The following is a 24775-nucleotide window of genomic DNA, read 5'->3' on the forward strand; positions in this document are numbered from 1 at the left end:
CTGTCGTCGGGCCTTTTCGTCCCGCGTCAGCGGGGCGGCAAACATGGCGTGATCGCGAGAAGTGAGAGCAAAAGATGTCGAACAAGCTTGACTTCGAAACCGGTGACTTCGTCGTCTACCCCGCCCACGGCGTCGGCCGTGTCGAGGGTATCGAGACCCACAGCATCGCTGGCATGGAAGTTCAGCTTTACGCGATCACCTTCGAAAAAGAGCGCATGACCCTGAAGGTGCCGGTCACCAAGGCCCGCAATTCCGGCCTGCGCCGGCTGAGCACCAAGGACCGGATCAAGGCCGCGCTGGAGACGCTCCAGGGCCGTTCGCGCGTGCGCCGCACGATGTGGAGCCGCCGCGCCCAGGAGTATGAGGCCAAGATCAACTCCGGCGACCCCGTTTCCATCGCCGAGGTGGTGCGCGACCTCTACCGCGGCGCCGACCAGTCGGACCAGTCCTACAGCGAGCGGCAGATCTACCAGGCCGCCCTCGAGCGCCTCGCCCGCGAGCTGGCCGCCGTCGAGAAGATCGACGAGCTGAAGGCCACCGAGCGTCTGGAGCAGGTGCTGAAGAAGGCCGCCTGAGGCGCGCCTTCCCACCGGGGCGCGTGCGCCCCGGCTATCCGGGGGCGGGAATGCCCCGGCTTTTGAAACGATTTCGCCTTTCTTCCGCCGCGTGCGGCGCCTACACTCCGGCCCGGAAAACATCGGGCCGGAGTGAGCGCGCGCGCGTCCATGGCTGAATCGCAGAAATTCGCCGATCTCGGCCGCCCCCGGCGCGTCTGGGCCATCGGTGCGGTCCATGCCGACCCCGACCGGCTGCACGCCATGCACGAGGTGATCGGCGCGAGCTTCCGGCCGGGCGACCGGCTGGTCTATCTCGGAAACATGATCGGATGGGGGGAGCGCGTCGCCGAGACGGTGGAGGCGCTGCTCGCCTTCCGCCGGGCGCTCCTCTGCATGCCCGGCCTGCTCGCCGGCGACATCGTCTATCTGCGCGGCGCGCAGGAGGAGATGTGGCAGAAGCTGCTCCAGCTCCATTTCGCGCCCGACCCGCGCCAGGTCCTCGACTGGATGCTCCGCCAGGGGGCGGGCGTCACGCTGGCCGCCTATGGCGGTTCGGCCGAACAGGGCATGGCCGCCGCGCGCGGCGGCGCCGTGGCGCTCAGCCGCTGGACGCAGGGCCTGCGCCAGGGCATGAGGGCGCATCCCGGCCACGAGACACTGTTCAATTCCCTGCGCCGCGCCGCCTACACCGGCAATCCCGAAGACGGCACGGGCGGCGGGCTGCTGCTGGTCAGCGCCGGCATCGACCCCGCCCGGCCCTTCGCCAATCAGGGCGACAGCTTCTGGTGGGGCGGGAGCGGCTTCGCCCGCCTCGCCGGCCCCTTCGGCGGCTTCCGGCGCGTCGCCCGCGGCTTCGACCCGGCCCGGCAGGGGGTGCGGGTGGACGAGGCCACCGCCACGCTGGACGGCGGCTGCGGTTTCGGCGGCCATCTCGTCTGCGGCTGCATGGACGCGTCCGGCGAGATGCTCGACCTGTTCCAGATCTAGGTTTCAGATCCAGGACGGCACCCATCACGTTTTCGTGCGCGCGTATGGTCCATGGGCGGACCATGGGCCGCCGTCTTGCGGTCCGGCCCCGGCCGCCGAAGCCCCGCCCCGGCGATCCAGGGGGCGGAAAACCAGCCGATGGCGCGTGCCTCCGCCCTCTCGCGCCCGCCTTACCTCTTCGGCGTCCCTAATCCCATTTCGCCCGATCACCGCATGCGAATCACCCCGGGAGCGGTGATCCGACCGGCGCCCCTTGTGCGTATTGCATGCAACAGGGGCGGGCGACGGCTGTTGTCCTGAGCACACGGTTCCTGAAAAGAGGCATCCGGACCCGCAGTTTTCCGTGGGCGAAACGGAGCCGGGAACGAGAAGAGGACCGGGAACGAACTCGGGAAGACCGCCAAGAATCACGGCACCAGAATCACAGCGCCAGAATGACGGCCGCCCAGACGGGAAGGAAGGGACGGATGGCATATATCGATGACCCTGAGACGCAGCGCGCGAACCTGAGCTTCATCAAGGCCTCCATGCGCGAGCCGCTGCTGACTCGCGACCACGAATTCGATCTCGCCCGCAAATGGCGGGAGGTCGGCGACGAGCAGGCGCTGCATGAGCTGGTGCGCGCCTACACCCGGCTGGTCGTCGCCACCGCGGCGCGCTTCCGCAACTACGGCCTTCCCATGGGCGACCTCGTGCAGGAGGGCAATGTCGGGCTGATGCAGGCCGCGAGCCGGTTCGAGCCCGCGCGCGAGGTGCGCTTCTCCACCTACGCCGCCTGGTGGATCCGCTCGGCGATGCAGGACTACATCCTGCGCAACTGGTCGATCGTGCGGACCGGAACAACCGCTGCGCAGAAGTCCCTGTTCTTCAACCTGCGCCGGCTGCGCGCCAAGATCGAGAGCGCCAACGGCGGCAACCTTCCCCGGACCGGCAGCCTCACCAAGGAGAACCGGGAGTGGATCGCCACCGAGCTTCAGGTGGACGTCAGCGAGGTCGAGGCGATGGAGATGCGGCTGTCCGCGTCGGACCAGTCGCTGAACGCGCCGGTGGCGGACGGGTCGGACGACGACTGGCAGGACTTCCTCGCCGACCAGCGCCCCTCGCCCGAGGAGGTCGTCATCGGGATGCGCGACTCCTCCACGCGCTCGCAATGGCTGGCCGAGGCGCTGGGCGAGCTGTCGCCGCGCGAGCGCACCATCATCCGGGAGCGCCGCCTGCGCGAGGAGGGCGCCACGCTGGAGGAGCTGGGCCGCGAACTCGGCGTCAGCAAGGAACGCGTGCGCCAGCTCGAACACCGCGCCCTGCTGAAGCTGCGCCAGTCGATGCTGAAGCGCGTCGACGGCCACGAGGATCTGCTCGCCGACGCCTGACCGCCAGCCCATCCCCTTCCTTCAGAGCACCGTCGAGGGCGCCCCATGTGGGCGCCCTTCGCCTTTTCAGGCCTCGGCCCGCGCCTCCGCCGGGGCGGCCTCGCCCTCCAGCTCCATGCGCCAGACCTCCGTCGTGTCGGTGCGGCCGCGCAGGGAGCGGCCACCCACGCGGGCCAGCGGAGCGGCGCCGATCCCCTGCGCGGCGGTCGCGGCGCTGGTCAGCACGATCACCTCGGACTGGCCCTGGAGTGCCGACGCCAGCTCCGACATGCGGGCGGCGATGTTCACCGTCTCCCCGACGATGGTGTAGTTGATCCGGCTGGCCGAGCCGATGTTGCCGACGACCACCGGGCCGGAATGCAGGCCGACGCGGACGCGGATCGGCGCCAGCCCGGCCGCCTCGCGGCGACGATTGTTCTCCCCGACCGCACGGGTGATGGCATGGGCGGCGCGGAGCGCGCGGGCGGCGTGGTCCTCCTGCTCCTCCGGCGCGTTCCAGAAGGCCATGATCGAATCGCCGATGAACTTGTCCACCGTGCCGCCCTCCGCCTCGATGCAGTCGGCGAGCTGGGTGAAATGCTCGTTCAGCAGGGCGGCGGTGTCGGCGGCGCCGAGATGCTCGGCGAGCTGGGAGAAGCCGCGGATGTCCGTGAACATCACCGTGACGTCGCGCTCCTCCGACCCGAAGGCGGCGCCGTCGCCGCTCCGGTGCATGAGCCGCAGCACCAGGGCCTTGGGCACATAGGTCTCGAACCAGCGCAGGCCCGCGACCATCGCGTTGAAGGCGGCGGCGGCGCGCGACAGCTCGCGCAGGCGCGAGTCGGGCAGCTCCTGGATGCCGTTGAAGTCGAAGGCGCGCACGCGGTCGGCCGCCTCGGCCAGCCGCGCCACCTGGCGGCTGATGCGCCGCCCGACGACAAGCGCCGCCGCGACCGACACCAGCAGGATGGCGAAGCCGGCCAGCGCGGTGTCGCGCAGCCGCCGTATCTCGGTGTCCACCTCCTGCTCGCGGAAGCGGATGCCGATGGTCCAGTCCTGCTTGCCGTAGCCGGGCATGGGCCGCAGCAGGAACAGGTACTCCTCGCCGGCCACCGTGACGATCCGGCTGAGGATGCGCTTGGTCAGCGTCACCCCGGCGTCCTGCGTGTTCCAGAGCGCCGCCAGGGGCGGATCGTCGAGCTGGTCCACGCGCGGCAGCGGCGGCCCGTCGGTCTTGCCTGTGAAATCGAACTTCAGCGCCTCCAGCGACGGGTGGGCCAGCACATGGCCCCGGTCGAACAGGACGAAGGCATTGATCCCCTGCTCGACATAGAGGTTCGACAGGAAGCGCGACAGGTCGCCGAGCGAGACGCCCACCATCACCTGCCCGAGATAGCGGCCGTCGCGGTGGATCGGGTGGAAGAGGGTGACGAAGCTCGTCCCCGCCTCCTTCGACCAGAGCGGGTCGGCCCAGCTCGGCGCGGTGCGGTCGGCGGCGTCCGTCATCTCGGGCGGCAGGTCGGGCTCGCCGCGCAGGTCGAGCGCCTTCGTGCGCAGGGAGCCGTCCTGGCGGCCGACCTGCACCCCCGTCAGTTCCGGACCGATGAGCGCCAGGCCCGTGACCTGGGGCACGGCGGCGAGCGAGCCGCGCAGGGTGTCGAGCACCCGTTCCCCACCGTCCGGGGCCAGCTCGCCCCGCTCCACCATCTCCGCGATGAACTTCGCCATGTCGCGCGCGGGGTTGAGCTGGTTGCGGACCCGCACCTCCACGCCGGCCAGCGCGAGGTCGGCCTTGTCGTTGCCAAGCGTGATGGTGTTGCGCCCGGCGCTGACCAGCCCGAGCACCAGCACGCTCGCCACCGCCAGAAGCATCAGCGAGCCGAATCCGGCCACCAGCACCGTCGCGACGGACAGGTGCAGGCGCGGCAGGAACCGGCGGGCGGGCTTTTTCGGCGACGGATTCGGCGTTGGATCGGCCATGCGCGGCAGGGTACCGGGGCCGGCGGCCCTCGGCAACGGGGCAGGGGGCCAAGCCCGGTCCTTGTCATACAGGCTTTGTCCTCATGGACGTCGTCATGCCGACGTCGGGGGCAGCGGCTTGCCAGGAGGCGGCGGGCAGGGCATACCGGAACCGGACCCAATCCGAGAGGAGCAACGCCCGCGTGACGTGCCGCCCTGCGCTCCTCCATTCCGCGCTCTCGCTTGGCGCGGCACTCCTCGCCTGCGCGCCGGCTGCGGCGGAGGCGTCGGGGCCGTCCCGCGCGCAGGCGGCTCCGGCCGAGGCGGCGCCGGTCAGGGTGGCGGCGGTGATCGATGGTGACACGCTGGAACTGGCGGACGGGCGGCGCGTCCGGCTCGCCGGCATCCTGGCCCCGAAAGCCGTGGCGGCCGGGGACCCCGGCAGCGGGGAAAGACGGCTCGCCGACTCGGCGACGGCGGCGTTGCGGGCCCTGGCGCAGGGGCGCGCGGTGAGTCCGGCCGGCCTGGCGCCGACCGACCGGCATGGCCGGCTGTTGACGCAACTGGTCCGCGACGATGGGCTGTGGATCCAGCAGGCGCTGGTTTCCGGGGGGCATGTCCGCGTGCAGACCCGGCCCGACGCCCGCGAGCGCGCGGCCGAATTGCTGGCCGCCGAGGCGGAGGCGCGCGGCGCCGGACGGGGCCTCTGGCGGTCCGCCGGCTACGCCGTCCGCCCGGCCGATCCCGACCTGCTGCACCGGCACCGCGACAGCTTCCAGATCGTGGAGGGGCGCGTGCTCGCCGCCGCCCTTGCCGGGGGTGCGGCCTACCTGAATTTCGGGGCGGACCGGCGGACGGACGTCACCGTCCGGATCGCCCCTGCCGCCCTGCGGCTCTTCGCGCGGGCGGGGGTGGACCCGCTGGCCTTCCAGGGGCGGGCGGTGCGCGTGCGCGGCTGGGTCGGGCTGCGCAACGGGCCGATGATCGAGGCCAGCCACCCCGAGCAGATCGAACTGCTCGGCCAGGCTCCGCCCGCGCCGGACGGGTGCTGCGCCCCGGTCCCAGAGCCGATGCCCGAGCCCGGACCCGGACCCGGACCAGACCCCGCCGATGAGGAGGCATCCGAATGATCCGCCGCGCGCTGGCCGCCTTGATGTTGGCTCTTGGGCTTCTCGGCCCCGCTCGCCCCCAGCCCGCGATGGCGGCCGATCCCGAACTGGTCCTGTCGACCGGCGGCGCCGAGACGCGGCTCGGCCGCGAGGCCCTGCTGGCGCGCGCGGACGCGGTGACGGTGGAGATCCCGCGGGACGTCGCCTATGGCGGGCGGGCGATGCGCTACCGCGCGGTGCCGCTGGCATCGCTTCTGCAGGGCGAGCGGCCGCCCGGCGGCATGCTGGAGTTCGTCGCCACGGATGGCTTCGCGGCACAGATCCCGGCGGCGCTGGCGCTTTCGGCGGACCCGCGCGGCGCCAGGGCCTTCCTTGCCGTCGAGCCCTCCGGCGCGCCCTGGCCGCCGCTGCCCGGCAAGGAGCTGTCGGCCGGCCCCTTCTATCTCGTCTGGACCAACCCGGCCGCCTCGGGCGTGCGCAGCGAGCAATGGCCCTACCAGGTCGCGCGGATCGGCGAGGCGGAAAGCCCGGTCCGGCGCTGGCCGCAGATCGCCGTCGACCCGGCGCTGCCGCCCCAGGCGCCCGAGCGGGCGGGGCAGGAGCTGTTCATCACGCAATGCATGGCCTGCCACACCATGAACGGGGGCGGCTCCGCGACCATGGGGCCGGACCTGAACCTGCCCATGAACCCCGTCGAGTACATGCGGTCCGACGGGTTGAGGCGGCTGATCCGCGACCCGCGTTCGGTGCGGAGCTGGCCCGGCCAGTCGATGCCGGGCTTTCCGCCCGAGTCGCTGAGCGACGCGGAGATCGACCGGATCGTCGCCTATCTCGGGCACATGTCGAACCGGAAGGCGCGATAACCGTCTGGCGCGTTCCGGGAGCCCCGGCCTACAGTGAACCGGCCTTGCAGAGAGTGCCCGGCGCAAGAGGATTCCACAGCATGCCCCGCAGCGAGCTTTTTCCGCCCATCGACCCGTACGAGACCGGCTACCTGCCGGCGGACGAGATCCACTCCCTCTACTGGGAGCAGTCGGGCAACCCGCAGGGCGTGCCGGTCCTGTTCCTGCACGGGGGACCGGGGGCCGGGGCCTCGCCGACGCACCGGCGCTTCTTCGATCCCGCCCATTACCGCATCGTCATCATGGACCAGCGCGGGGCCGGGCGGTCGCGGCCGCTCGGCGAGATCCGGCGCAACACGACCGAGCATCTGATCGAGGATCTGGAGCGGCTGCGCGGGCATCTGGGGATCCGGCGCTGGCTGCTGTTCGGCGGTTCCTGGGGATCGACCCTGGCGCTGGCCTACGCGCAGGCGCGACCCGACCAATGCCTGGGGCTGGTGCTGCGGGGCATCTTCCTGATGCGCGGAACGGAGATCGACTGGTTCCTGAACTCCATGGGCGTCATCTTCCCCGAGGCCTGGGCCGGCTTCGTCTCCCACATCCCGGAGGAGGAGCGGGGCGACCTGCTGGAAGCCTACTGGAAGCGGCTGGACTCCCCCGACCCGGCGGTGCGCATGGCCGCCGCCAAGGCCTGGAGCATGTATGAGGGCGCCTGCTCCTCGCTGCTGCCCTCGCCCGACCTCGTCGCCGCGAGCGGGGAGGACAACCACGCGCTCGGCCTCGCCCGGATCGAGGCGCATTACTTCCGCTCCAACCGCTTCACCCCGGACGACCGGCTGCTGCGCGGCGTCGAGCGCATCCGCCACCTGCCGGCGGTCATCGTGCAGGGACGCTACGACATCGTCTGCCCACCGGTCACCGCCGACGCCCTGCGCCGCGCCTGGCCCGAGGCGGAGTACCGGGTCATCCCCGACGCCGGCCATTCCGCGATGGAGCCGGGCATCCGCGCGGCGCTGGTCCAGGCGACGGAGCGGTTCAAAGGTCTTGGCTCCGGCTCAACCACTTAGGCTTTTCGTCAAATACATTATGGCGGTGTTGCCGAAACATTCTTACCCCTCCAAACTAATCGTTTGAGTTATCTCGAACGATAACGGCTGGACGGGGTGCGACATGGCGGGCAGCGCGGCGGACGTGGGCGCAGGTGTGGGTGTGGGCGCGGGCGTGCCCCGGATCAAGCCACTGATGTGGACCTTGCGGCGGGTGCTGGTGGGGGTGGGGCTGCTCTCCTCGGTGGCCTTCGTCGGCAGCCATCTCTGGACGTCGCGGCTCTACCACGATTTCGCGCAGGAGACGCTGAACGGATCGGCCGCCTCCACCGCCTCCTTCCTGGTGCGCGAGCGCGTCACCAAGGAGTATCTGGACCGCATCGCCCCCGAACTCGACCAGTGGGGGCGGATGGAGACGGTGGTCCAGTATGTCGCCGAGAAGGACGCCGCCAAGGCCGTCATCGCCGCCGACCAGCCCTACACCCGGCCGGCCGCCATGGAAGGGCAGATCCGGCTGAAGGCGGTGCATCTGTTCCTGCCGGACATGACGCCGCTGGCCAGCTCCGCCAAGGGCGGCCCGGACACGGTCACCGCGCGCGCCGCCGTGCTGGCGGAGCTGAAGGCGCGCCCGCTGGAAAAGCAGCGCACCAAGGCCGCCTATCTCTGGCGTAACGAGCGGGGCGAGCCCCTGCACAGCGTGATCCTGCCGGTCGGCGGCTTCCGCGTGCAGGGCTTCATGGAGGTGGTCTCCGACCCGCTGCACCTGCTGGACGGCATGGGCACGGCGCTGGGCGGCGACCTGCGCATCCTCGGCGCGGACGGCGCCGTTCTGTACGAAACGCTTCAGGACGAGAAGCCCGGCGGGACGGGCGCCGTGCTCGACACCACCAGCCTGACGGTGACCGACCGCGCCGGCACGCCCTGGGCGACCGCGACCCTGACGCGCGACATCGGCCCCTTCCAGGCGCGCGAGGTGCAATTGCGCAACCGGGCCATCGCCATGGTGCTGGGCGTGCTGGCCGCCGTGGCGCTGCTGGGGGTGCTGCTGCTCCAGAACGCGGTCCTGAGCCGGCTCAAGACCCTGTCGGCGGCCATCGCCCGCATCGCCGCCGGCGACACCGAGGTGGAGGTGCCGCGCACCGGCCGGGACGAGCTGGGCGCCATCGCCGGTGCCGTGCTGGGGCTGCGCGAGAGCGTGCGCCAGGTCATGCGGCTGAAGGCGATGGTGGAGGCGAGCCCGACCCCGACCGCGCTGGTGGTGGATGGCGAGATCACCTTCACCAACGCCGCCGCCCGCGCCCATTGCGAGGCCTACGGGCTGGCCTGCGGCAGCCTCGACCTGTTCGGGGAGGCCGCGGACCTGCGCGGCGCGCTGGCCGACCCGGCGGGGCTGCCCTTCCGGATGAGCGAGGTGGAGGTCGCGGGCCGGCTGCTCGACATCCAGCTCGACCCGGTGCGCGACGCGTCGGGCGCGCTGGCGGCGGTGACGCTGACCTGGACCGACGTGACCGAGCAGGCGGCCCAGGCGCGCTTCGCCGCCGCCCTCATGGAGCAGGTGCGCGAGGTCGCGGCCTCGATCGGGGCGGAGGCGCGCGGGCTGGACGGGCTGTCGGGCCGGCTGCACGACCAGTCCCGCGCCACCATCGAGGGGGCGGGCGCCGTCGGCGACCGCATCGCGGCGAGCAGCGCCGGGGCCAACACGGTGGCCGCCGCGACGGAGGAGCTGACCGCCTCCCTGCGCTCGGTCAGCGCGCGGGCCGAGGAGGCGGCGGCCAAGGCCGACCGCGCCGGCCAGGACCTCGCCGAGGCCAACGGCAAGGTCGAGCGGCTGGAGCAGGCGGCCCGCCAGATCGACGGCATCGTCACCATGGTCACGAGCATCGCCGAGCAGACCAAGCTGCTGGCGCTCAACGCCACCATCGAGGCGGCCCGCGCCGGCGAGGCCGGCAAGGGCTTCGCCGTCGTCGCCGCCGAGGTCAAGAAGCTCGCCACCGAGACGGAGAGCGCCACGCTCCGCATCGGCGATTCGGTCGGGCTGATCCGCGACAGCCTGTCCGAGACGGTCCAGGGCTTCGCCGGCATCCGCGCCTCGGTCGAGCAGGTGGTGACGCTCCAGGGCTCCATCGCCGAAGCCGTGGAGCAGCAGAACGCCACCTCCGCCGAGATCGCCCAGGCCGTCACCGACATCGCCCGCCAGACCGCCGACAGCGACGGGCTGATGCGCGGCGTCAGCGAACGCGCCCGCGCGGCAAGCGCCATGGCCGAGGAGCTGCTGGCGGCGTCCGGCGCGCTGGCCCGACAGTCGGAGACCTTGGAAACCCACCTCGCCCGGCACAGCGCGCGGCGGTGAGGGAGGGATAAGGCCCGTAAAAATGCGCGCGCATGCCGGTTTCGGCGCCCGTGGCCCCTTGCGCCGGGCCGGGCATCCGCGTATAAGGCTGCGCTCCAACGGCGGCGAGGCCGGGCCGAAAGCCCCGGGCATGCCCAACCGCCAAGTCGGAACGTTCAAACCCAAGGATTTGAAATGCCCAAGCTGAAGACCAAGAGCGGCGCCAAGAAGCGCTTCAAGGTGACCGCTTCCGGTAAGGTCCGTGCCGGTGCCGCCTACAAGCGCCACTGCCTGGAAAACAAGAGCCCGGACATGAAGCGCAGTGCGCGCGGCATGATGACGCTTTCCGACCAGGACGCGCGCATCGTGCTGAAGAACTGGCTGCGCAACGCTTGATCCGGAGGAATTGATAAATGGCACGTGTTAAGCGCGGCGTTACCACCCACGCCCGTCACCGCAAGATCCTGAAGCTCGCCAAGGGCTACCGGGGCCGGAACTCCAAGAACTTCCGGATCGCGATCGAGAAGGTCGAAAAGGCGCTTCAATACGCCTACCGCGACCGCCGCAACAAGAAGCGCAATTTCCGCGGCCTGTGGATCCAGCGCATCAACGCCGGCGTCCGCCAGTATGGCCTGACCTACTCGCGCTTCATGAACGGCATCAAGCTGGCCGGCATCGAGATCGACCGCAAGGTCCTGTCCGACCTGGCCGGCCGCGAGCCGGAGTCCTTCAAGATCCTGGTCGACCAGGCCCAGGCCGCTCTGGACTCCAAGAAGGCCGCCTGATCTCCGCTTCCAGGCGGGGCCCCGGGCGCCAGACAGCATGAAGGGAGCCGGGCCTCTGGGTCCGGCTCCCTTTTTGTCGTTCAGGACCCGATTTCAATTCGCGAATTCCTCCAGTGCAGCGGGAAGAGCCATGTCGGACGCGCTGAAGAACGAACTCCTGTCGCAGGTCGAGGCCGCCGCGGACCTCGCCGCGCTGGAAGAGGTGCGGGTGACCGCGCTCGGCAAGAAGGGCCGCATCACCGGCCTCATGAAGGAGCTGGGCGGCCTGTCGCCGGATGAGCGCCGCGAGCGCGGCCAGGCGCTGAACGTGCTGAAGGACGAGATCGCCTCGGCAATCGACGCCCGCAAGGCGGAGCTTGCCCGCGCGCATCTGGAAGCGCGGCTCGAGGCCGAGCGCATCGACGTCACCCTGCCGGTCCGCCCCGAGGCCGAGGGGCGCATCCACCCGATCAGCCAGACCATCGACGAGATGGTCGCCATCTTCGCCGAGATGGGCTTCACGGTCGCCGAAGGGCCGGACGTCGAGGACGACTTCCACAACTTCACCGCCCTGAACTTCCCGCCGGGCCACCCGGCCCGCGACATGCACGACACCTTCTATCTGCCGGACGCGCCCTCGGAAAATGGCGCCGACAAGAAGATGCTGCTGCGCACCCACACCAGCCCGGTGCAGGTCCGCACCATGCTGAACAAGAAGCCGCCGATCCGCATCATCGCGCCGGGCCGCACCTACCGGTCCGACTACGACATGACGCACACCCCGATGTTCCACCAGATCGAGGGGCTGGTCATCGACGAGGCGACCAACATGGGGCACCTGAAGGGCTGCCTGATCGAGTTCTGCCGCGCCTTCTTCGACGTGGACGACCTGCCGTTGCGCTTCCGTCCGAGCTTCTTCCCCTTCACCGAGCCCTCGGCGGAGGTGGACATCGGCTGTTCGCGCAAGGGCGGCGAGCTGAAGCTCGGCAACCACGGCGACTGGCTGGAGATCCTGGGCTGCGGCATGGTCCACCCGAACGTGCTGGAAGCCTGCGGCATCGACAGCACGCGCTACCAGGGCTTCGCCTTCGGCATGGGGATCGAGCGCGTCGCGATGCTGAAATACGGCATCCCCGACCTGCGCACCTTCTTCGAGGCGGACCTGCGCTGGCTGAAGCATTACGGCTTCGTTCCCCTCGACGTTCCCAGCATGGCCCAGGGCCTGACGCGCTAAAGGAGCCGGACCCATGAAGTTCACGCTGTCCTGGCTGAAGGACCATCTGGAAACCGACGCCACGCTCGACCGGATCACCGAAAAGCTCACCAGCCTCGGGCTGGAGGTGGAGGGGATCAAGGACCGTTCGGCGGAGCTGGCGCCCTTCCGCATCGCCCATGTCGTCACGGCGGAGAAGCACCCGGACGCGGACAAGCTGCGCGTCCTGACGGTGGACACCGGGTCCGGGACGCTGCAGGTCGTCTGCGGCGCGCCGAACGCGCGCGCCGGCATGAAGGGCGTCTTCGCGCCGGTCGGCACCTATGTGCCCGGCTCCGACATCACGCTGAAGAAGGGCGTCATCCGCGGCGTCGAGTCGAACGGGATGATGTGCTCGGAGCGCGAGCTGACCCTGTCGGACGAGCACAACGGCATCATCGAGCTGCCGGACGACGCGCCGGTCGGCGCCTCCTTCGCCGACTTCGCGGGGCTGAACGACCCGGTCATCGACATCAACCTGACGCCGGACCGCGCCGACTGCGCCGGCGTGCGCGGCATCGCGCGCGACCTCGCCGCCGCCGGGCTCGGCACGCTGAAGCCCTTGTCGGGCGGCCGTCTGGAGTCCGAGCCGGTGAAGGGCGCGTTCCCGTGCCCGGTCAGCGTCACGGTCGAGCGGCCGGACGCCTGCCCGCTGTTCGTCGGGCGCGTCATCCGCGGCGTGAAGAACGGCCCCAGCCCGAAGTGGCTGCAGGACAAGCTGATCGCCATCGGGCTGCGCCCGATCTCGGCGCTGGTGGATATCACCAACTACATGACCTTCGACGTTGCGCGCCCGCTGCACGTCTTCGACGCCGACAAGGTGACGGGCGGCATCACGGTGCGCATGGGGCGCGGGGGCGAGACGCTCAAGGCGCTGAACGGCAAGGAATACGCGCTGGACGGCGAGATGACGGTGATCGCCGCCTCCAACGGCGTCGAGTCGCTGGCCGGCATCGTCGGCGGCGAGGAGTCCGGCTGCACCGAGGCGACCAGCACCGTCTTCGTGGAAGCGGCGCTGTTCGACCCGGTGCGCACGGCCCAGACCGGCCGGCGGCTGGGGGCGGAGTCCGACGCGCGCTACCGCTTCGAACGCGGTCTCGACCCGGCCGCCGTCTTCCAGGGGATGGAGCGCGCCACGCGCCTGATCCTGGAGCTGTGCGGCGGCGAGCCGTCGGAGCTGACCGTCGCCGGCCGTGAGCCGGAGTGGCAGCGCAGCCTGCCCCTGCGCCCGAACCGCGTGAAGCATCTGGGCGGGGTGGACCTCGCCATCGACGCGCAGATCCGCATCCTGAAGGCGCTGGGCTTCGCGGTGGAGCGGGAGGAGGCCGACGGCACCCTGCGCATCGCCGTCCCTTCCTGGCGCGCCGACGTGCATGGCGAGGCGGACCTCGTCGAGGAGGTGCTGCGCGTCCATGGCTTCGACGCCATCCCGGTGACGCCGCTGCCCTGCGACACGGTGCTGACCCGCCCGGCCCTGACCGCCAGGCAGCGCCGGGTCGGGCTTGCCCGCCGCACGCTGGCGGCGCGCGGCCTGAACGAGGCGGTGACCTGGTCCTTCACCTCGGCCGCCGTGGCCGCGCTGTTCGGCGGCGTGAACGAGGGGCTGCGGCTGGTCAACCCGATCAGCGCCGACCTGGACGTCATGCGCCCGTCGATCCTCGGCAACCTGATCCAGGCGGCCGGCCGCAACGCCGACCGCGGCATCGCCGACGTCCGGCTGTTCGAGCTGGGTGCCGCCTTCCGCACGCCGGCCCCCGACGGGCAGGACACGGTGGCGGCGGGCTTGCGCGCCGGTCAGGCCGTGCCGCGCCACTGGGCGGAGAAGGCGCGGGGCGTGGACGTCTTCGATGCCAAGGCCGACGCCATGGCGGTGCTGGAGGCGGCGGGCGCTCCGACCGCCAACCTGCAGGTGACGACGGACGCGCCGGTCTGGTACCACCCCGGCCGCTCCGGCGTGCTGCGGCTCGGCCCGACCGTGATGGGGCGCTTCGGCGAGATCCACCCGTCGGTGCTGGAGGCGCTCGGCGTCAAGGGACCGGTCGTCGGCTTCGAGGTGATGCTGGACGCCATCCCGCTGCCCAAGAAGAAGGGCGGCACGGCCAAGCCGATGGTCCAGCTCTCCAACTTCCAGCCGGTGGAGCGCGACTTCGCCTTCGTCGTCGCGCGTTCGGTTGAGGCCGACAAGATCGTCCGCGCCGCCAAGGGTGCCGACAAGGCGCTGGTCCGCGACGTGACGGTGTTCGACGTCTACCAGGGGCCGGGTGTCGAGGAGGGGGCCAAGTCTGTGGCGGTCTCCGTCACCTACCAGCCGGCCGACCGCACCCTGACCGACGAGGAGATCGAGGCCGTCGGCCAGAAGATCGTCGCCGCCGTGGTCAAGGCGACGGGCGGGGCGCTGAGGGGCTGACCGGCTCCCGGCCGCATTCCCTATCCGGAGGAGGGCTCCCGCTTCAGGGCGGGGGCCTTTTTCTTTGCCCGCCTTCCTTCGGCGGGCGCCGTCCGGGGCGGCCGTCCTGGACGGCTTAGCCATCATCCTCTATGCGTTTTTGGGGAGTTGAGAAGGCTTTTGGCTTTACATTAGGCTGAATTAAGACCGAAATCAGAACAAGCGCGGCTCTGCCCAAAGGTGGAGCCTCACTTTGGTGCCGACGCTTTCCTTGGGTGGTCTGTTGCGATCTGTTGAGGGGTGTTCGAAGCGCACCCCTGCGGTTTCTGGCATTCTTTCGACTGGCATTCCAGAACGGCCCGTTTCCCTTCGGCAATGGACCGTGGGGGAAAGCGAGCCTTTCGGAACGAAAAACCACAAAGAACAGGGCTGGAACGACCATGTGGCAAGCAGCGAACAGGGCCTCCGGAGGGGCAATCGTCCCGCACGCGCTCCTCGGTGACGGGGGAGCCGACGACGCAGGGGATGCGGCGGAGGGGGGACCCTTACCCGCCGCCGGGGGCAGCCGTTTGGTCGTCGTCGTGGACGACGAACCCTTCATCGTCGAAGGGTTGTCGCTGCTGCTGAAGGGGTGGGGCTACGAGGTGGTCGCCGCGCAATCCATCGACGAGCTGGCCCAGCGGCTGCCGGCCATCCGGGAGGTGCCGGGGCTCGTGCTGGCCGACCATTTCCTGCCGCAGGGCGGCTCCGGGATCGAGGCGGTGGAGATGGTGCGGCGGCACGCCGGGGCGCCCGTTCCCGCGATCATCCTGACCGGCGACACGGCGCCGGAACGGCTCGCCGAGGCGTCGGCGCGCGGCTGCGGCCTGCTGCACAAGCCGGTGCAGGTGGCGCCCCTGCGCGATGCCGTGGATAAGGCCATGGGCAAGGGGGCGGGCCAGGGCCAGGGCCAGGCCTAGAGGCCGGTCAGCGGCGCGGGCTGGCGGGTGGCGGCGGGGCGAGCAGGGCCGGGTCGAGGGAGTCCGCCGGCACATAGCCGATGGGGCGCCCGCCGATCGCGACCTCGGTCCAGCTCGTGCCGCGCGGCGTGCCCAGCGCGTTCAGCGCCGCGCCCTTCTTCATGGTGCGCAGGATGCGCGCGTTCTCGCTCGGGCCGATCCGGACCTCGACGTCGCGGTTCAGCACGACCTCGCCGGTCAGCGGACCGCCGAGGATGACGGGGTTCTGCGCCCAGGCCGGCGCTGAGAAGGGCGCGGCACCGGTCCAGAGCAGCGCGAGCGCCAGGGTCAGAGCGGGAGCAGCAGACCAGCTTGCCATGAACAGCCTCATCGAACGGGCCGCCATCGTGCCCTCTAGGCATTGTGCCCCGGAGGGGCGGGGCGGGGCAACAGGGGCTTTCCCGCCCCTCGGGAAGGCCGGGCCGGCTCGGGAACGGGGGGCGGCCGTCCGCGTTTTCCTCAATCTGCAAGGCGAACCAAGAAGAATGGCGCCCACCGGAACAGGAGAGCAGCATGGAGAAGGCCAACGTCAACGATCTGTCGAGCCTGGAGCGGGTCTATCCCCGCGACGCCTACGAGGAAGAGGCGCGGCGGAACGCCCAGGACAAGAACACGGTCCATCACGGGCTGAAGATCCTGTCCGCGCCGGACGGCGAGGGCAACTTCGACGTGATGCGGGCGAACCGCCATGTCGGCGAGGTCCCGGCCCCGACCCATTCGCTGTTCGTCTGCCCCTTCCTGCCGGCGGCCGAACAGGAGCAGTTCACCCAGGACCGCAACTACGGCGGCCCGATCCAGAAGCCCGAGGGAACGGAGAACCGGACCGATCCCTATCAGGCCTTCCTGGCGCAGGTCGTCGCCACCGCGAAATCCGCCGACTTCCCGCCGACCGACGGCGAGGAACGGCTGAAGGGCTTCCACGGCGGCTGATACGATTTTCATGACGTCCTGACCTGTGGTCAGGACTTCCGCGCCACGACTTCCTCGCCAGGGGGCGCGGGGCCGCAGTCGCGGCCCTATACCGGGCTCGGAGGTCGGAATTTTCCGAGCCCGGTATGAGAACCCACAAAACGGTCCAGGGCCTTCCGGCCCTGGCCGGGGGACATGGAAAAGGGGGCCGGCGGCCCCCTTTTCCTTGCGCAGCAATCCCAAACGCTCGTCAGTCGTCGCTCATCTTCAGGGCGGCGATGAAGGCGCTCTGCGGGATTTCGACCTGGCCGAACTGGCGCATGCGCTTCTTGCCTTCCTTCTGCTTGTCGAGCAGCTTGCGCTTGCGGCTGATGTCGCCGCCGTAGCACTTGGCCAGCACGTCCTTGCGCATCGCCGAGATGGTCTCGCGGGCGATGATGCGGCCGCCGATGGCGGCCTGGACGGCGATCTTGAAGAGCTGGCGGGGGATCAGGTCCTTCAGCCGCTCGCAGAACTGGCGCCCGCGGCGTTCGGACTGGCTGCGGTGGACGATCATGGAGAGCGCGTCCACCGGCTCGGCGTTGACCATGATGGACATCTTCACGAGGTCGCCTTCCTCGTAGCCGTCCATCTGGTAGTCGAAGCTGGCGTAGCCGCGGCTGATCGACTTCAGCCGGTCGTAGAAGTCGAAGACCACCTCGTTGAGCGGCAGGCGGTAGACAAGCATGGCGCGGCTGCCGGCGTAGGTCAGCTCGATCTGCTGGCCGCGCCGCTCCGTGCAGAGCTGGAGGATGCCGCCGAGATACTCGTCGGGCAGCATGATGGTCGCCTTGATCCAGGGCTCCTCGATGTGATCGATCTTCATCACGTCGGGCATGTCGGCGGGGTTGTGCAGGTCCTGCACGCTGCCGTCCGTCATGTAGAGCTTGTAGACGACCGAGGGGGCGGTGGTGATGAGGTCGAGGTCGAACTCGCGCTCCAGCCGCTCCTGGATGATCTCCAGGTGCAGCAGGCCGAGGAAGCCGCAGCGGAAGCCGAAGCCGAGCGCCGCCGAGGTCTCGGCCTCGTAGTGGAAGCTGGCGTCGTTCAGCTTCAGCTTGCCGAGGCTGTCGCGCAGCCGCTCGAAGTCGCTGGCGTCCACGGGGAAGAGGCCGCACCACACCACGGGGATGGAGGGCTTGAAGCCGGACAGCGGCTCGGCGGCCAGCCGGCGCTCCTCGGTGATGGTGTCGCCGACCTTGGTGTGGGTGATGTCCTTGATGGCGGCGGTGATGAAGCCCATCTCGCCCGGCCCCAGCTCGCCGGTCAGCAGCGCCTTGGGCGTGAACACGCCGACGCGCTCGACCTCGTGGGTGGTGCCGCCGGCCATGAAGCGGACCTTCTGGCCGGCCTTCAGCCGGCCGTCCACGACGCGCACGAGAATGACGACGCCGAGATAGGGGTCGTACCAGCTGTCCACCAGCAGGGCCTTCAGCGGCGCCTCGGCGTCGCCCTTGGGCGGGGGCAGCCGCTGCACGACGGCTTCCAGCACGGCGTCGATGTTCAGGCCGGTCTTGGCGGAGATCTCCACCGCGTCCGAGGCGTCGAGCCCGATGACGTCCTCGATCTGCTGCTTCACGCGGTCGGGCTCGGCGGCCGGCAGGTCGATCTTGTTGAGGACGGGGATGATCTCGTGGTTGTTGTCGATCGCCTGGTAGACGTTGGCGAGCGTCTGCGCCTCCACGCCCTGGGAGGCGTCCACCACGAGGATCGAACCCTCGCAGGCGGCCAGCGAGCGCGAGACCTCGTAGGCGAAGTCGACGTGGCCCGGCGTGTCCATCAGGTTCAGCGTGTACTGCCGCCCGTCCCTGGCCTTGTAGAGCAGGCGGACGGTCTGCGCCTTGATGGTGATGCCGCGCTCGCGCTCGATGTCCATGCTGTCGAGCACCTGCTCGCGCATCTCGCGCGTGTCCAGGCCTCCGCACTGCTGGATCAGCCGGTCGGCGAGCGTGGACTTGCCGTGGTCGATGTGCGCGATGATGGAGAAGTTGCGGATGTGCGAGATGTCAGTCATCGGTGCCCGGAGCCCTGGTTTGCCCGGAACATAGGGCGTAGGGGCGTTTGGCGCAACGACGGTCTGCGGATGCCGAAAGTTGGTCTCGGCCGCAAAATATAGCCACGCTCGTGCTATGCTTTTTTTGGAGTGCAAAGGCTATGGGGTAGCAAGATGTTGGCTTGCAAAGATAATAGATATTTTCCAATCCTTCGTGGAAGAAAAAGCGACATCGATGCGCTCTCGAAGCTAGGCACGCAGGAAGCCTCTCAGGTTATTCCTATATTAATATTAGGATTGGTTGATAGCTATTTTTGGAATTTCTATGAAGAGCCGGAAGATGCCATAGAAAATGCTGAAAGGGTGGCCGGTTACATTCGGCGTGGGAGCTTGCAATGTCCAGAAATACTCTTGGATTTCACGGAGTTGCTGAAGCGGGCGATGCCGGAGCATATTCCACACATATTAGAAGTACTTAGTCCGTGGGCTTTGGGGTTGCCGGTTAAGCCTGTACTGACCTTGAGCGGTGATTTTTATTCAGTCGAAAAACTGTTTCATTTTTTCAGTGAAAAATACGACGGTGTATCTCTGCGTTTTTGCAGAAACGCTTTCCCGCAAGTTCTTTTTGGAGTGGTAAGAAATAGGGTTGAAGAATATATTGTAAAAGCTCCTTATTCAATTGTCGATTTCGAGCAGTCTGCTAATGACTTTTTGGTCTGTTCAGGGCTATTGAAATTGTATCAAAGCATCACGAGAAACAAGATGTCATCAGAGAAAGGCCTGGTTCTATCCGGCACTTCGATACCTTCAATAAACATGTGCGATAAATCCTATGGCGTAGGCTGCATTGAATTCCGAAGGTATGAACATGTAAGAAATGCAGAAATGATATTTCCAGAAATAACAAATGTGTGCTTTTCTGACCATACGGTTTTCCCGTTGGTTAATGGGCGTTCTATCACAGGAGGCCGAAAAGCGGTTCGGTATACAACAGATCACGGGCTAATTTTTCCCTTCGGTCCCAAGATTAAAATTCAGGATCCAGATGTTTACAGCAATCTATGTAGAATGATTGTTGAGGATGAAAACTACAAAGGTGTTAGCTTTTCATGGGGTGATTCACATATCATGGAATGTGCCCGGGGTTTGATCTCAAGAAACCAAACAACCTGGATATCCGCTGCCATAAATCACCACATTACCTCAGTAGTAAAACATCTCAGAGAATAAAAGTAGATCTATTTTTAATCCCTTAATCTCGGACGACTCAAGTGTAGGGCCGGGATAGTCTTCTAGAGGCTGCCCGGCTAGCTTTGGTCTAGTTATGACCAAACTCATAATATGCTCCGGGCATACTACAGATGCTCTCACCCCTATACCGACAGGCCGGGGATGGCGTTGCGGTACAGCTCCATGTACTCCTCGGCCGGGCGGTGCCAGCCGAAGTCGCGGGTCATGGCGCGCTGCTGCATGGCCTGCCAGCGTTCGGGGCGGCGGTAGAGGGCGATGGCGCGGCGCAGAGCCCAGAGCATCTCCTGGACCGAGGCATTGACGAACTGGAAGCCGGTGGCGCTGCCGTCGATGGTGGCGGCGGGGTTGGCGTCGACGATGGTGTCGGCCAGCCCGCCGGTGCGGCGGACCAGCGGCAGGGTGCCGTAGCGCAGCCCGTAGAGCTGGGTCAGGCCGCAGGGCTCCGACCGCGAGGGCACGAGGATCAGGTCCGACCCGGCCTGCACGTGGTGGGACAGCGCCTCGTCGTAGCCGATGTGGACGCCGACCGCACCCGGATGCCAGGCGGCGAGGTTGCGGAAGCCGGTCTCGCTGCCGGGATCGCCGGTGCCGAGCACGACGAGCTGCCCGCCCCAGCCGACCCACTGGCCGGCCGCCTCCAGCACGAGGTCCAGGCCCTTGTGCCAGGTCAGCCGGCTGATCACGCAGGCGATGGGGGCGTCGGGGCGGCGCTCCAGCCCGAAGCGGGCCTGGAGTTCCGCCTTGCACAGGTCCTTGCCGCCGAGATCGTCGGGGCCGTACTGGGCGGGGATGTGCGGATCGCGGGCGGGGTCCCAGATGCCGTAATCGACGCCGTTCAGGATGCCGCTGACATTGTCGGCGCGGCTGGCGAGCAGCCCTTCCAGCCCGTTGCCGTGCTCGGCCGTCTGGATCTCGTTGGCGTAGCTGGGGCTGACCGTGGTGAGGCGGTCGGCGTAGTAGCAGCCGGCCTTGAGATAGCCGATGCCGCCGTAATACTCGACGCCCTCGACCCGGAAGGAGGAGGAGGGCAGGCCGATGTCGCCCATCATCCAGGCGCCGAAGCGGCCCTGGTAGGCGATGTTGTGGATGGTCAGGACGGTCGCCGGGCGGACCGGGCCGCCGAAGCGGTCCGGGCGCAGCGCGATGTAGGCCGGCATGAGGCCGGCCTGCCAGTCGTGCCCGTGCAGCACGTCGGGCTGCCACCAGGGATCGTAGGGCTCGATCCCGCAGAAGCCGGCCGCCGCCCAGGACAGGGCGGCGAAGCGCAGGTCGTTGTCCGGCCAGTCTTGGCCGTCCGGCCCCAGATAGGGGTTGCCCGGCCGGTTGTAGAGGGACGGCGCGTCCAGCACGTAGCACAGGACCCCGTCGGGCAGGCTGCCGATCAGCAGCCGGGCGCGGTCGCAGCCCGGCAGGTCGGTGATCAGCTCGCCCACCTCGTGCAGGTTGGACAGGCCGTTCAGCACCGCCGGGTAGCCCGGCATCAGCAGGCGCATGTCGGCGCCGATGGCGTTGAGGGCGGGGGGAAGGGCCGCCGAAACGTCGGCCAGCCCCCCGGTCTTGACCAGGGGGTAGCATTCCGGCGTGACGTAGAGGACGCGCATCTGGGGGCGGGCTCGGCTTCTTGTTTTTCTTGGACGGACGTCTTGGGGCGGCCGCTCGGTCGGGGATCAGGCCTTCAGCCGCTCGATCATCTCGCGGGTGATGAGGCTGACGCCGCCCTCGCTGCGGTAGAAGCGCTTGGCGTCCTCCTCCGGATCCTCGCCGACGACGAGGCCGTTGGGGATCTCCACGCCGCGGTCGATGACGACCTTCTTCAGGCGGCAGTTCCGCCCGATGTCGACGTCCGGCAGGACGACGGCCTCGTGCAGCTCGCTGAAGGAGTTGACGCGGACCGAGCTGAAGAGCAGCGACCGCCGGACCGAGGACCCGGAGATGATGCAGCCGCCCGACACCAGGCTGTCCACCGCCATGCCGCGCCGGTCCTCATCGTCGAAGACGAACTTCGCGGGCGGAAGCTGCTCCTGGTAGGTGAAGATCGGCCAGTCGCGGTCGTACATGTTGAGCTGCGGCGTGACGTGGCAGAGGTCCAGGTTGGCCTCCCAATAGGCGTCGATGGTGCCGACGTCGCGCCAGTAGGGGGCCGATTCGGGGCCGTGCACCGCCGATTCGGCGAAGTCGTGCGCCATGACGCGGGCGCCCTTGGCGACCAGGTAGGGGATGATGTCCTTGCCGAAGTCGCGGCTGGAACCGGCGTCGGCGGCGTCGCGGTCGAGCTGCTCGTACAGGAACTGGGCGTTGAAGACGTAGATGCCCATGCTGGCCAGCGCCTTGTCCGGCTTGCCGGGGATGGCGGGCGGGTCGGCCGGCTTCTCCACGAAGTCGATGACGCGGTTGTTCTCGTCCACATGCATGACGCCGAAGCCGGTCGCCTGCATGCGCGGCACCTCGACGCAGGGCACGGTCACGTCGGCCCCGCGGGCGATGTGGTCGAGCAGCAGGGCGCCGTAATCCATCTTGTAGATGTGGTCGCCCGCGAGGATCAGCACATATTCCGGCTCGTGGTCGCGCAGGATGTCGAGGTTCTGGTACACGGCGTCGGCCGTGCCCTGGTACCAGGCGGTCTCGCTGATGCGCTGCTGGGCGGGCAGCAGGTCGCAGAACTCGTTCATCTCGCCGCGCAGGAAGTTCCAGCCGCGCTGCATGTGGCGCAGCAGGCTGTGGGACTTGTACTGCGTCAGCACGCCGATGCGGCGGAATCCCGAATTGATGCAGTTGGACAGGGCGAAATCGATGATCCGGAACTTCCCGCCGAAATAGGTGGCGGGCTTGGCGCGCCGGTCGGTGAGCTGCTTCAGACGGCTGCCGCGTCCCCCGGCCAGCACCAATGCCACGGCGCGCCTCGGGGCCAGACGCAAATCCCGCTTGTCGAGCATGAGCGATCCTCTATCCGTTCTTCTTTTCGTCGACCCGTCCGGTCCTGCTCGCCAGGAGGGTAGAGCCCCCTGCCACGAACCGCTTAGGTCCGACCGTGCCACATTCCCCCGGAAGGGCCAATAGGCCCTAGGGGACAGGCGCGGGAATAGGCCGTTCCGCCGGATCCGCTGCCCGGAAATCAGCCCAAAAATTGGGCAGACATGTCCCGTTTGCCCTCATCGGCAGCTTCTTTCCCCCTCGTCGGCCGGTGCGGCCCCACCGGCGGCCGCAGAAATCCGCCCCTATCCCTTTGCGCCAGGGAACCGGAAGGCCTGCCTGAAAAATGTGCAAACACCCCTTGGAACCCCGGCTGCGGCGCAATCTCTGGTCAGCGGAGCGGCAGCGGGGCCGGGATTCCCTTAGCCCTTTTGGTTGGCACGGAACTTGTAAGGAAGGGGGCAGTCCATGGTCCCGCCCGCCGCCCCGCCTTCGCCGGGGAAGGGGCGGCCGGGACGGGGTTGCTCCCGCCGCCCCCTCCGTCCGGAGAGGCCCGCCGCCAGCCATGGCGAAGGCCCTGTCCGGAGGGGAGGGCCGGCGGGGGCCGGGAAAAGAATTTGGAGAAAGAGGAGCCTCGATGAGCCGTCTGTTCCTTCTCGCCGCGCCGCTGGTGGCGGGTGCCCTCGGCCTGGCGGGCCTGCCGGTCGCGGCACTGGCGCAGGACGCCGCCGCGCCCGCCGCCGAAGCCGCCGCCGCCGCCGCGCCGACGCTCAGCGCCGGCGACACCGCCTGGGTCATCACGGCGACCGCCCTGGTCCTGTTCATGACCATCCCGGGCCTGGCCCTGTTCTACGGCGGCATGGTCCGCAAGATGAACGTGCTGGCCACCGTGATGCAGAGCTTCGCGATCTGCTGCCTCGCCTCGATCATCTGGGTCGTCGCCGGCTACAGCATCGCCTTCACCGAGGGCACCCCCTTCTTCGGCAGCCTCGACAAGATGCTGCTGGCCGGCGTCACCAAGGACAGCCTGTCCGGCGTGATCCCGGAGACGGTCTTCATCACCTTCCAGATGACCTTCGCGATCATCACCCCCGCCCTGATCGCCGGCGCCTTCGCCGACCGCATGAAGTTCTCCTCCATGCTGGTGTTCATGGGCTTCTGGTCGCTGCTGATCTACGCCCCCGTCACCCACTGGGTCTGGGGTCCGGGCGGCTACCTGCTGGGTGACGGCGTGCTCGACTATGCCGGCGGCACGGTCGTCCACATCAACGCGGGCGTCGCCGGCCTCGTCGCCGCCATGGTCATCGGCAAGCGCAAGGGCTACCCGAACGAGAACTTCGCCCCGCACAACCTGGTGCTGAGCCTCGTCGGCGCCTCGATGCTGTGGGTGGGCTGGTTCGGCTTCAACGCCGGCTCGGCGCTGGCCGCCGACGGCCGTGCGGGCATGGCCATGCTGGTCACGCAGATCGCCGCCGCCACGGGCGGCATGTCCTGGCTGATCGTCGAGTGGGTCGCCAAGGGCAAGCCCTCGATCCTCGGCATCATCTCCGGCGCCGTCGCCGGCCTGGTCGCCATCACCCCGGCCTCGGGCTTCGTCGGTCCGGTCGGCGCGCTGGTCATCGGCCTGGTCTCCGGCATCATCTGCTACTGGGGCGCCACCGGCCTGAAGCGCGCGCTCGGCTATGACGACTCGCTCGACGCCTTCGGCGTGCACGGGCTGGGCGGCATCGTCGGCGCGGTCCTGACCGGCGTCTTCGCCCAGGAAGCCATCGGCGGCACCGCCGGCCTGCTGGAAGGCAACGCCGGCCAGGTCGTGACGCAGATCTACGGCATCGTCGCCACCATCGTGTACTCGGCCATCGGCTCCTTCATCCTGCTGAAGGTGATCGACGTGGTCATGGGCCTGCGCGTCGACGAGGACGTCGAGCGCGACGGCCTGGACCTGGCCCTGCACGGCGAGACGATCCACTAAGCGCCTTCCGCGCCAGCCAAGTCCTCCCTCCTGCCGCCGCCGGGCCCCACCCGGCGGCGGTTTCTTTTTGGGCGGGATCGGGAAAAGAAGAAGGCCGCCGCGAATGAACGCGGCGGCCTTTCT

20 protein-coding genes are annotated in these 24775 nt (G+C 68.7%); 15 read left to right on the forward strand and 5 right to left on the reverse strand.

The genetic code is table 11. The annotated features are described in order from the left end of the window. The first annotated feature begins 74 nt into the window (after nucleotides 1-74). The 3 genes from JUB11_RS02535 to JUB11_RS02545 all read left to right on the forward strand — a co-directional run bounded on the left by JUB11_RS02535 (nucleotide 75) and on the right by JUB11_RS02545 (nucleotide 2914). Entirely contained in the window at nucleotides 75-575 is a 501-nt protein-coding gene (locus tag JUB11_RS02535) for a CarD family transcriptional regulator (RefSeq protein ID WP_207455908.1), read from the forward strand. Between the two features lie 150 nt (nucleotides 576-725). Further along, on the forward strand, nucleotides 726-1544 hold the full coding sequence (locus tag JUB11_RS02540) for a hypothetical protein (protein ID WP_207455909.1): 819 nt from the start codon (nucleotides 726-728) through the stop codon (nucleotides 1542-1544). 467 nt (nucleotides 1545-2011) lie between these two features. Then, the gene (locus JUB11_RS02545) at nucleotides 2012-2914 is read left to right on the forward strand and encodes an RNA polymerase factor sigma-32 (RefSeq protein ID WP_207455910.1); all 903 of its coding nucleotides are present in this window, start codon (nucleotides 2012-2014) and stop codon (nucleotides 2912-2914) included. Nucleotides 2915-2980: 66 nt separating this feature from the next. On the opposite strand, the gene JUB11_RS02550 is transcribed toward JUB11_RS02545, so the two are convergent. After that, a complete protein-coding gene (locus JUB11_RS02550) occupies nucleotides 2981-4873 on the reverse strand; it encodes an adenylate/guanylate cyclase domain-containing protein (protein ID WP_207455912.1) in 1893 nt (630 codons plus the stop codon). 182 nt (nucleotides 4874-5055) lie between these two features. Between JUB11_RS02550 and JUB11_RS02555 the strand changes: the two genes are divergently transcribed. From JUB11_RS02555 to JUB11_RS02595, 9 genes are all read left to right on the forward strand, one after another. Then, nucleotides 5056-5982 carry a thermonuclease family protein gene (locus JUB11_RS02555; RefSeq protein ID WP_348771339.1) on the forward strand — a complete coding sequence of 309 codons (927 nt, stop codon included), beginning with the start codon at nucleotides 5056-5058 and terminating at the stop codon, nucleotides 5980-5982. After that, entirely contained in the window at nucleotides 5979-6824 is an 846-nt protein-coding gene (locus JUB11_RS02560) for a cytochrome c (RefSeq protein WP_207455915.1), read from the forward strand. Before JUB11_RS02555 ends, JUB11_RS02560 begins: the two co-directional genes overlap by 4 nt. Nucleotides 6825-6904: 80 nt before the next feature. After that, nucleotides 6905-7870: a prolyl aminopeptidase gene (gene pip / locus JUB11_RS02565; RefSeq protein WP_207455916.1), complete on the forward strand. Its 966-nt coding sequence runs from the start codon at nucleotides 6905-6907 to the stop codon at nucleotides 7868-7870. A 103-nt stretch (nucleotides 7871-7973) separates the two neighbouring features. Next, on the forward strand, nucleotides 7974-10199 hold the full coding sequence (locus tag JUB11_RS02570) for a HAMP domain-containing methyl-accepting chemotaxis protein (RefSeq protein WP_207455917.1): 2226 nt from the start codon (nucleotides 7974-7976) through the stop codon (nucleotides 10197-10199). 174 nt (nucleotides 10200-10373) lie between these two features. Further along, entirely contained in the window at nucleotides 10374-10574 is a 201-nt protein-coding gene (gene rpmI / locus JUB11_RS02575) for a 50S ribosomal protein L35 (protein WP_207455918.1), read from the forward strand. Nucleotides 10575-10591: 17 nt separating this feature from the next. Then, nucleotides 10592-10963: a 50S ribosomal protein L20 gene (rplT, locus tag JUB11_RS02580; protein WP_207455919.1), complete on the forward strand. Its 372-nt coding sequence runs from the start codon at nucleotides 10592-10594 to the stop codon at nucleotides 10961-10963. Nucleotides 10964-11093: 130 nt separating this feature from the next. Beyond that, complete coding sequence (gene pheS / locus JUB11_RS02585) at nucleotides 11094-12176, forward strand: phenylalanine--tRNA ligase subunit alpha (protein WP_207455920.1); 1083 nt, start codon at nucleotides 11094-11096, stop codon at nucleotides 12174-12176. A gap of 13 nt (nucleotides 12177-12189) precedes the next feature. Continuing rightward, complete coding sequence (gene pheT / locus JUB11_RS02590; protein ID WP_207455922.1) at nucleotides 12190-14601, forward strand: phenylalanine--tRNA ligase subunit beta; 2412 nt, start codon at nucleotides 12190-12192, stop codon at nucleotides 14599-14601. Between the two features lie 560 nt (nucleotides 14602-15161). After that, complete coding sequence (locus JUB11_RS02595) at nucleotides 15162-15539, forward strand: response regulator (RefSeq protein ID WP_348771340.1); 378 nt, start codon at nucleotides 15162-15164, stop codon at nucleotides 15537-15539. 7 nt (nucleotides 15540-15546) lie between these two features. Here JUB11_RS02595 and JUB11_RS02600 read toward each other — a convergent pair whose 3' ends face one another. After that, nucleotides 15547-15897, reverse strand: coding sequence for an SH3 domain-containing protein (locus JUB11_RS02600; protein ID WP_247886787.1), 351 nt, complete (start codon nucleotides 15895-15897; stop codon nucleotides 15547-15549). Between the two features lie 194 nt (nucleotides 15898-16091). Here JUB11_RS02600 and JUB11_RS02605 point away from each other — a divergent pair, with 194 nt between their 5' ends. After that, complete coding sequence (locus JUB11_RS02605; protein ID WP_207455926.1) at nucleotides 16092-16508, forward strand: hypothetical protein; 417 nt, start codon at nucleotides 16092-16094, stop codon at nucleotides 16506-16508. 229 nt (nucleotides 16509-16737) lie between these two features. Here the strand turns inward: JUB11_RS02605 and lepA are convergent, their stop codons facing one another. Next, nucleotides 16738-18540, reverse strand: a complete 1803-nt coding sequence (gene lepA / locus JUB11_RS02610) for a translation elongation factor 4 (RefSeq protein ID WP_207455927.1) — start codon at nucleotides 18538-18540, stop codon at nucleotides 16738-16740. Between the two features lie 153 nt (nucleotides 18541-18693). On the opposite strand from lepA, the gene JUB11_RS02615 reads away from it, so the two are divergent. Next, entirely contained in the window at nucleotides 18694-19749 is a 1056-nt protein-coding gene (locus tag JUB11_RS02615) for a hypothetical protein (RefSeq protein ID WP_207455928.1), read from the forward strand. Between the two features lie 143 nt (nucleotides 19750-19892). Here JUB11_RS02615 and glgA read toward each other — a convergent pair whose 3' ends face one another. Both glgA and glgC read right to left on the reverse strand, forming a co-directional pair. Next, nucleotides 19893-21371, reverse strand: a complete 1479-nt coding sequence (gene glgA, locus JUB11_RS02620; protein ID WP_207455929.1) for a glycogen synthase GlgA — start codon at nucleotides 21369-21371, stop codon at nucleotides 19893-19895. Nucleotides 21372-21437: 66 nt separating this feature from the next. After that, the gene (gene glgC, locus JUB11_RS02625) at nucleotides 21438-22703 is read right to left on the reverse strand and encodes a glucose-1-phosphate adenylyltransferase (RefSeq protein WP_207455930.1); all 1266 of its coding nucleotides are present in this window, start codon (nucleotides 22701-22703) and stop codon (nucleotides 21438-21440) included. A gap of 614 nt (nucleotides 22704-23317) precedes the next feature. On the opposite strand from glgC, the gene JUB11_RS02630 reads away from it, so the two are divergent. Then, nucleotides 23318-24652, forward strand: coding sequence for an ammonium transporter (locus tag JUB11_RS02630; RefSeq protein ID WP_207455931.1), 1335 nt, complete (start codon nucleotides 23318-23320; stop codon nucleotides 24650-24652). Nucleotides 24653-24775: the final 123 nt, after the last annotated feature.

The organism is Azospirillum sp. SYSU D00513 (genome assembly GCF_017356015.1).
Classification (GTDB): Bacteria; Pseudomonadota; Alphaproteobacteria; order Azospirillales; family Azospirillaceae; genus Azospirillum.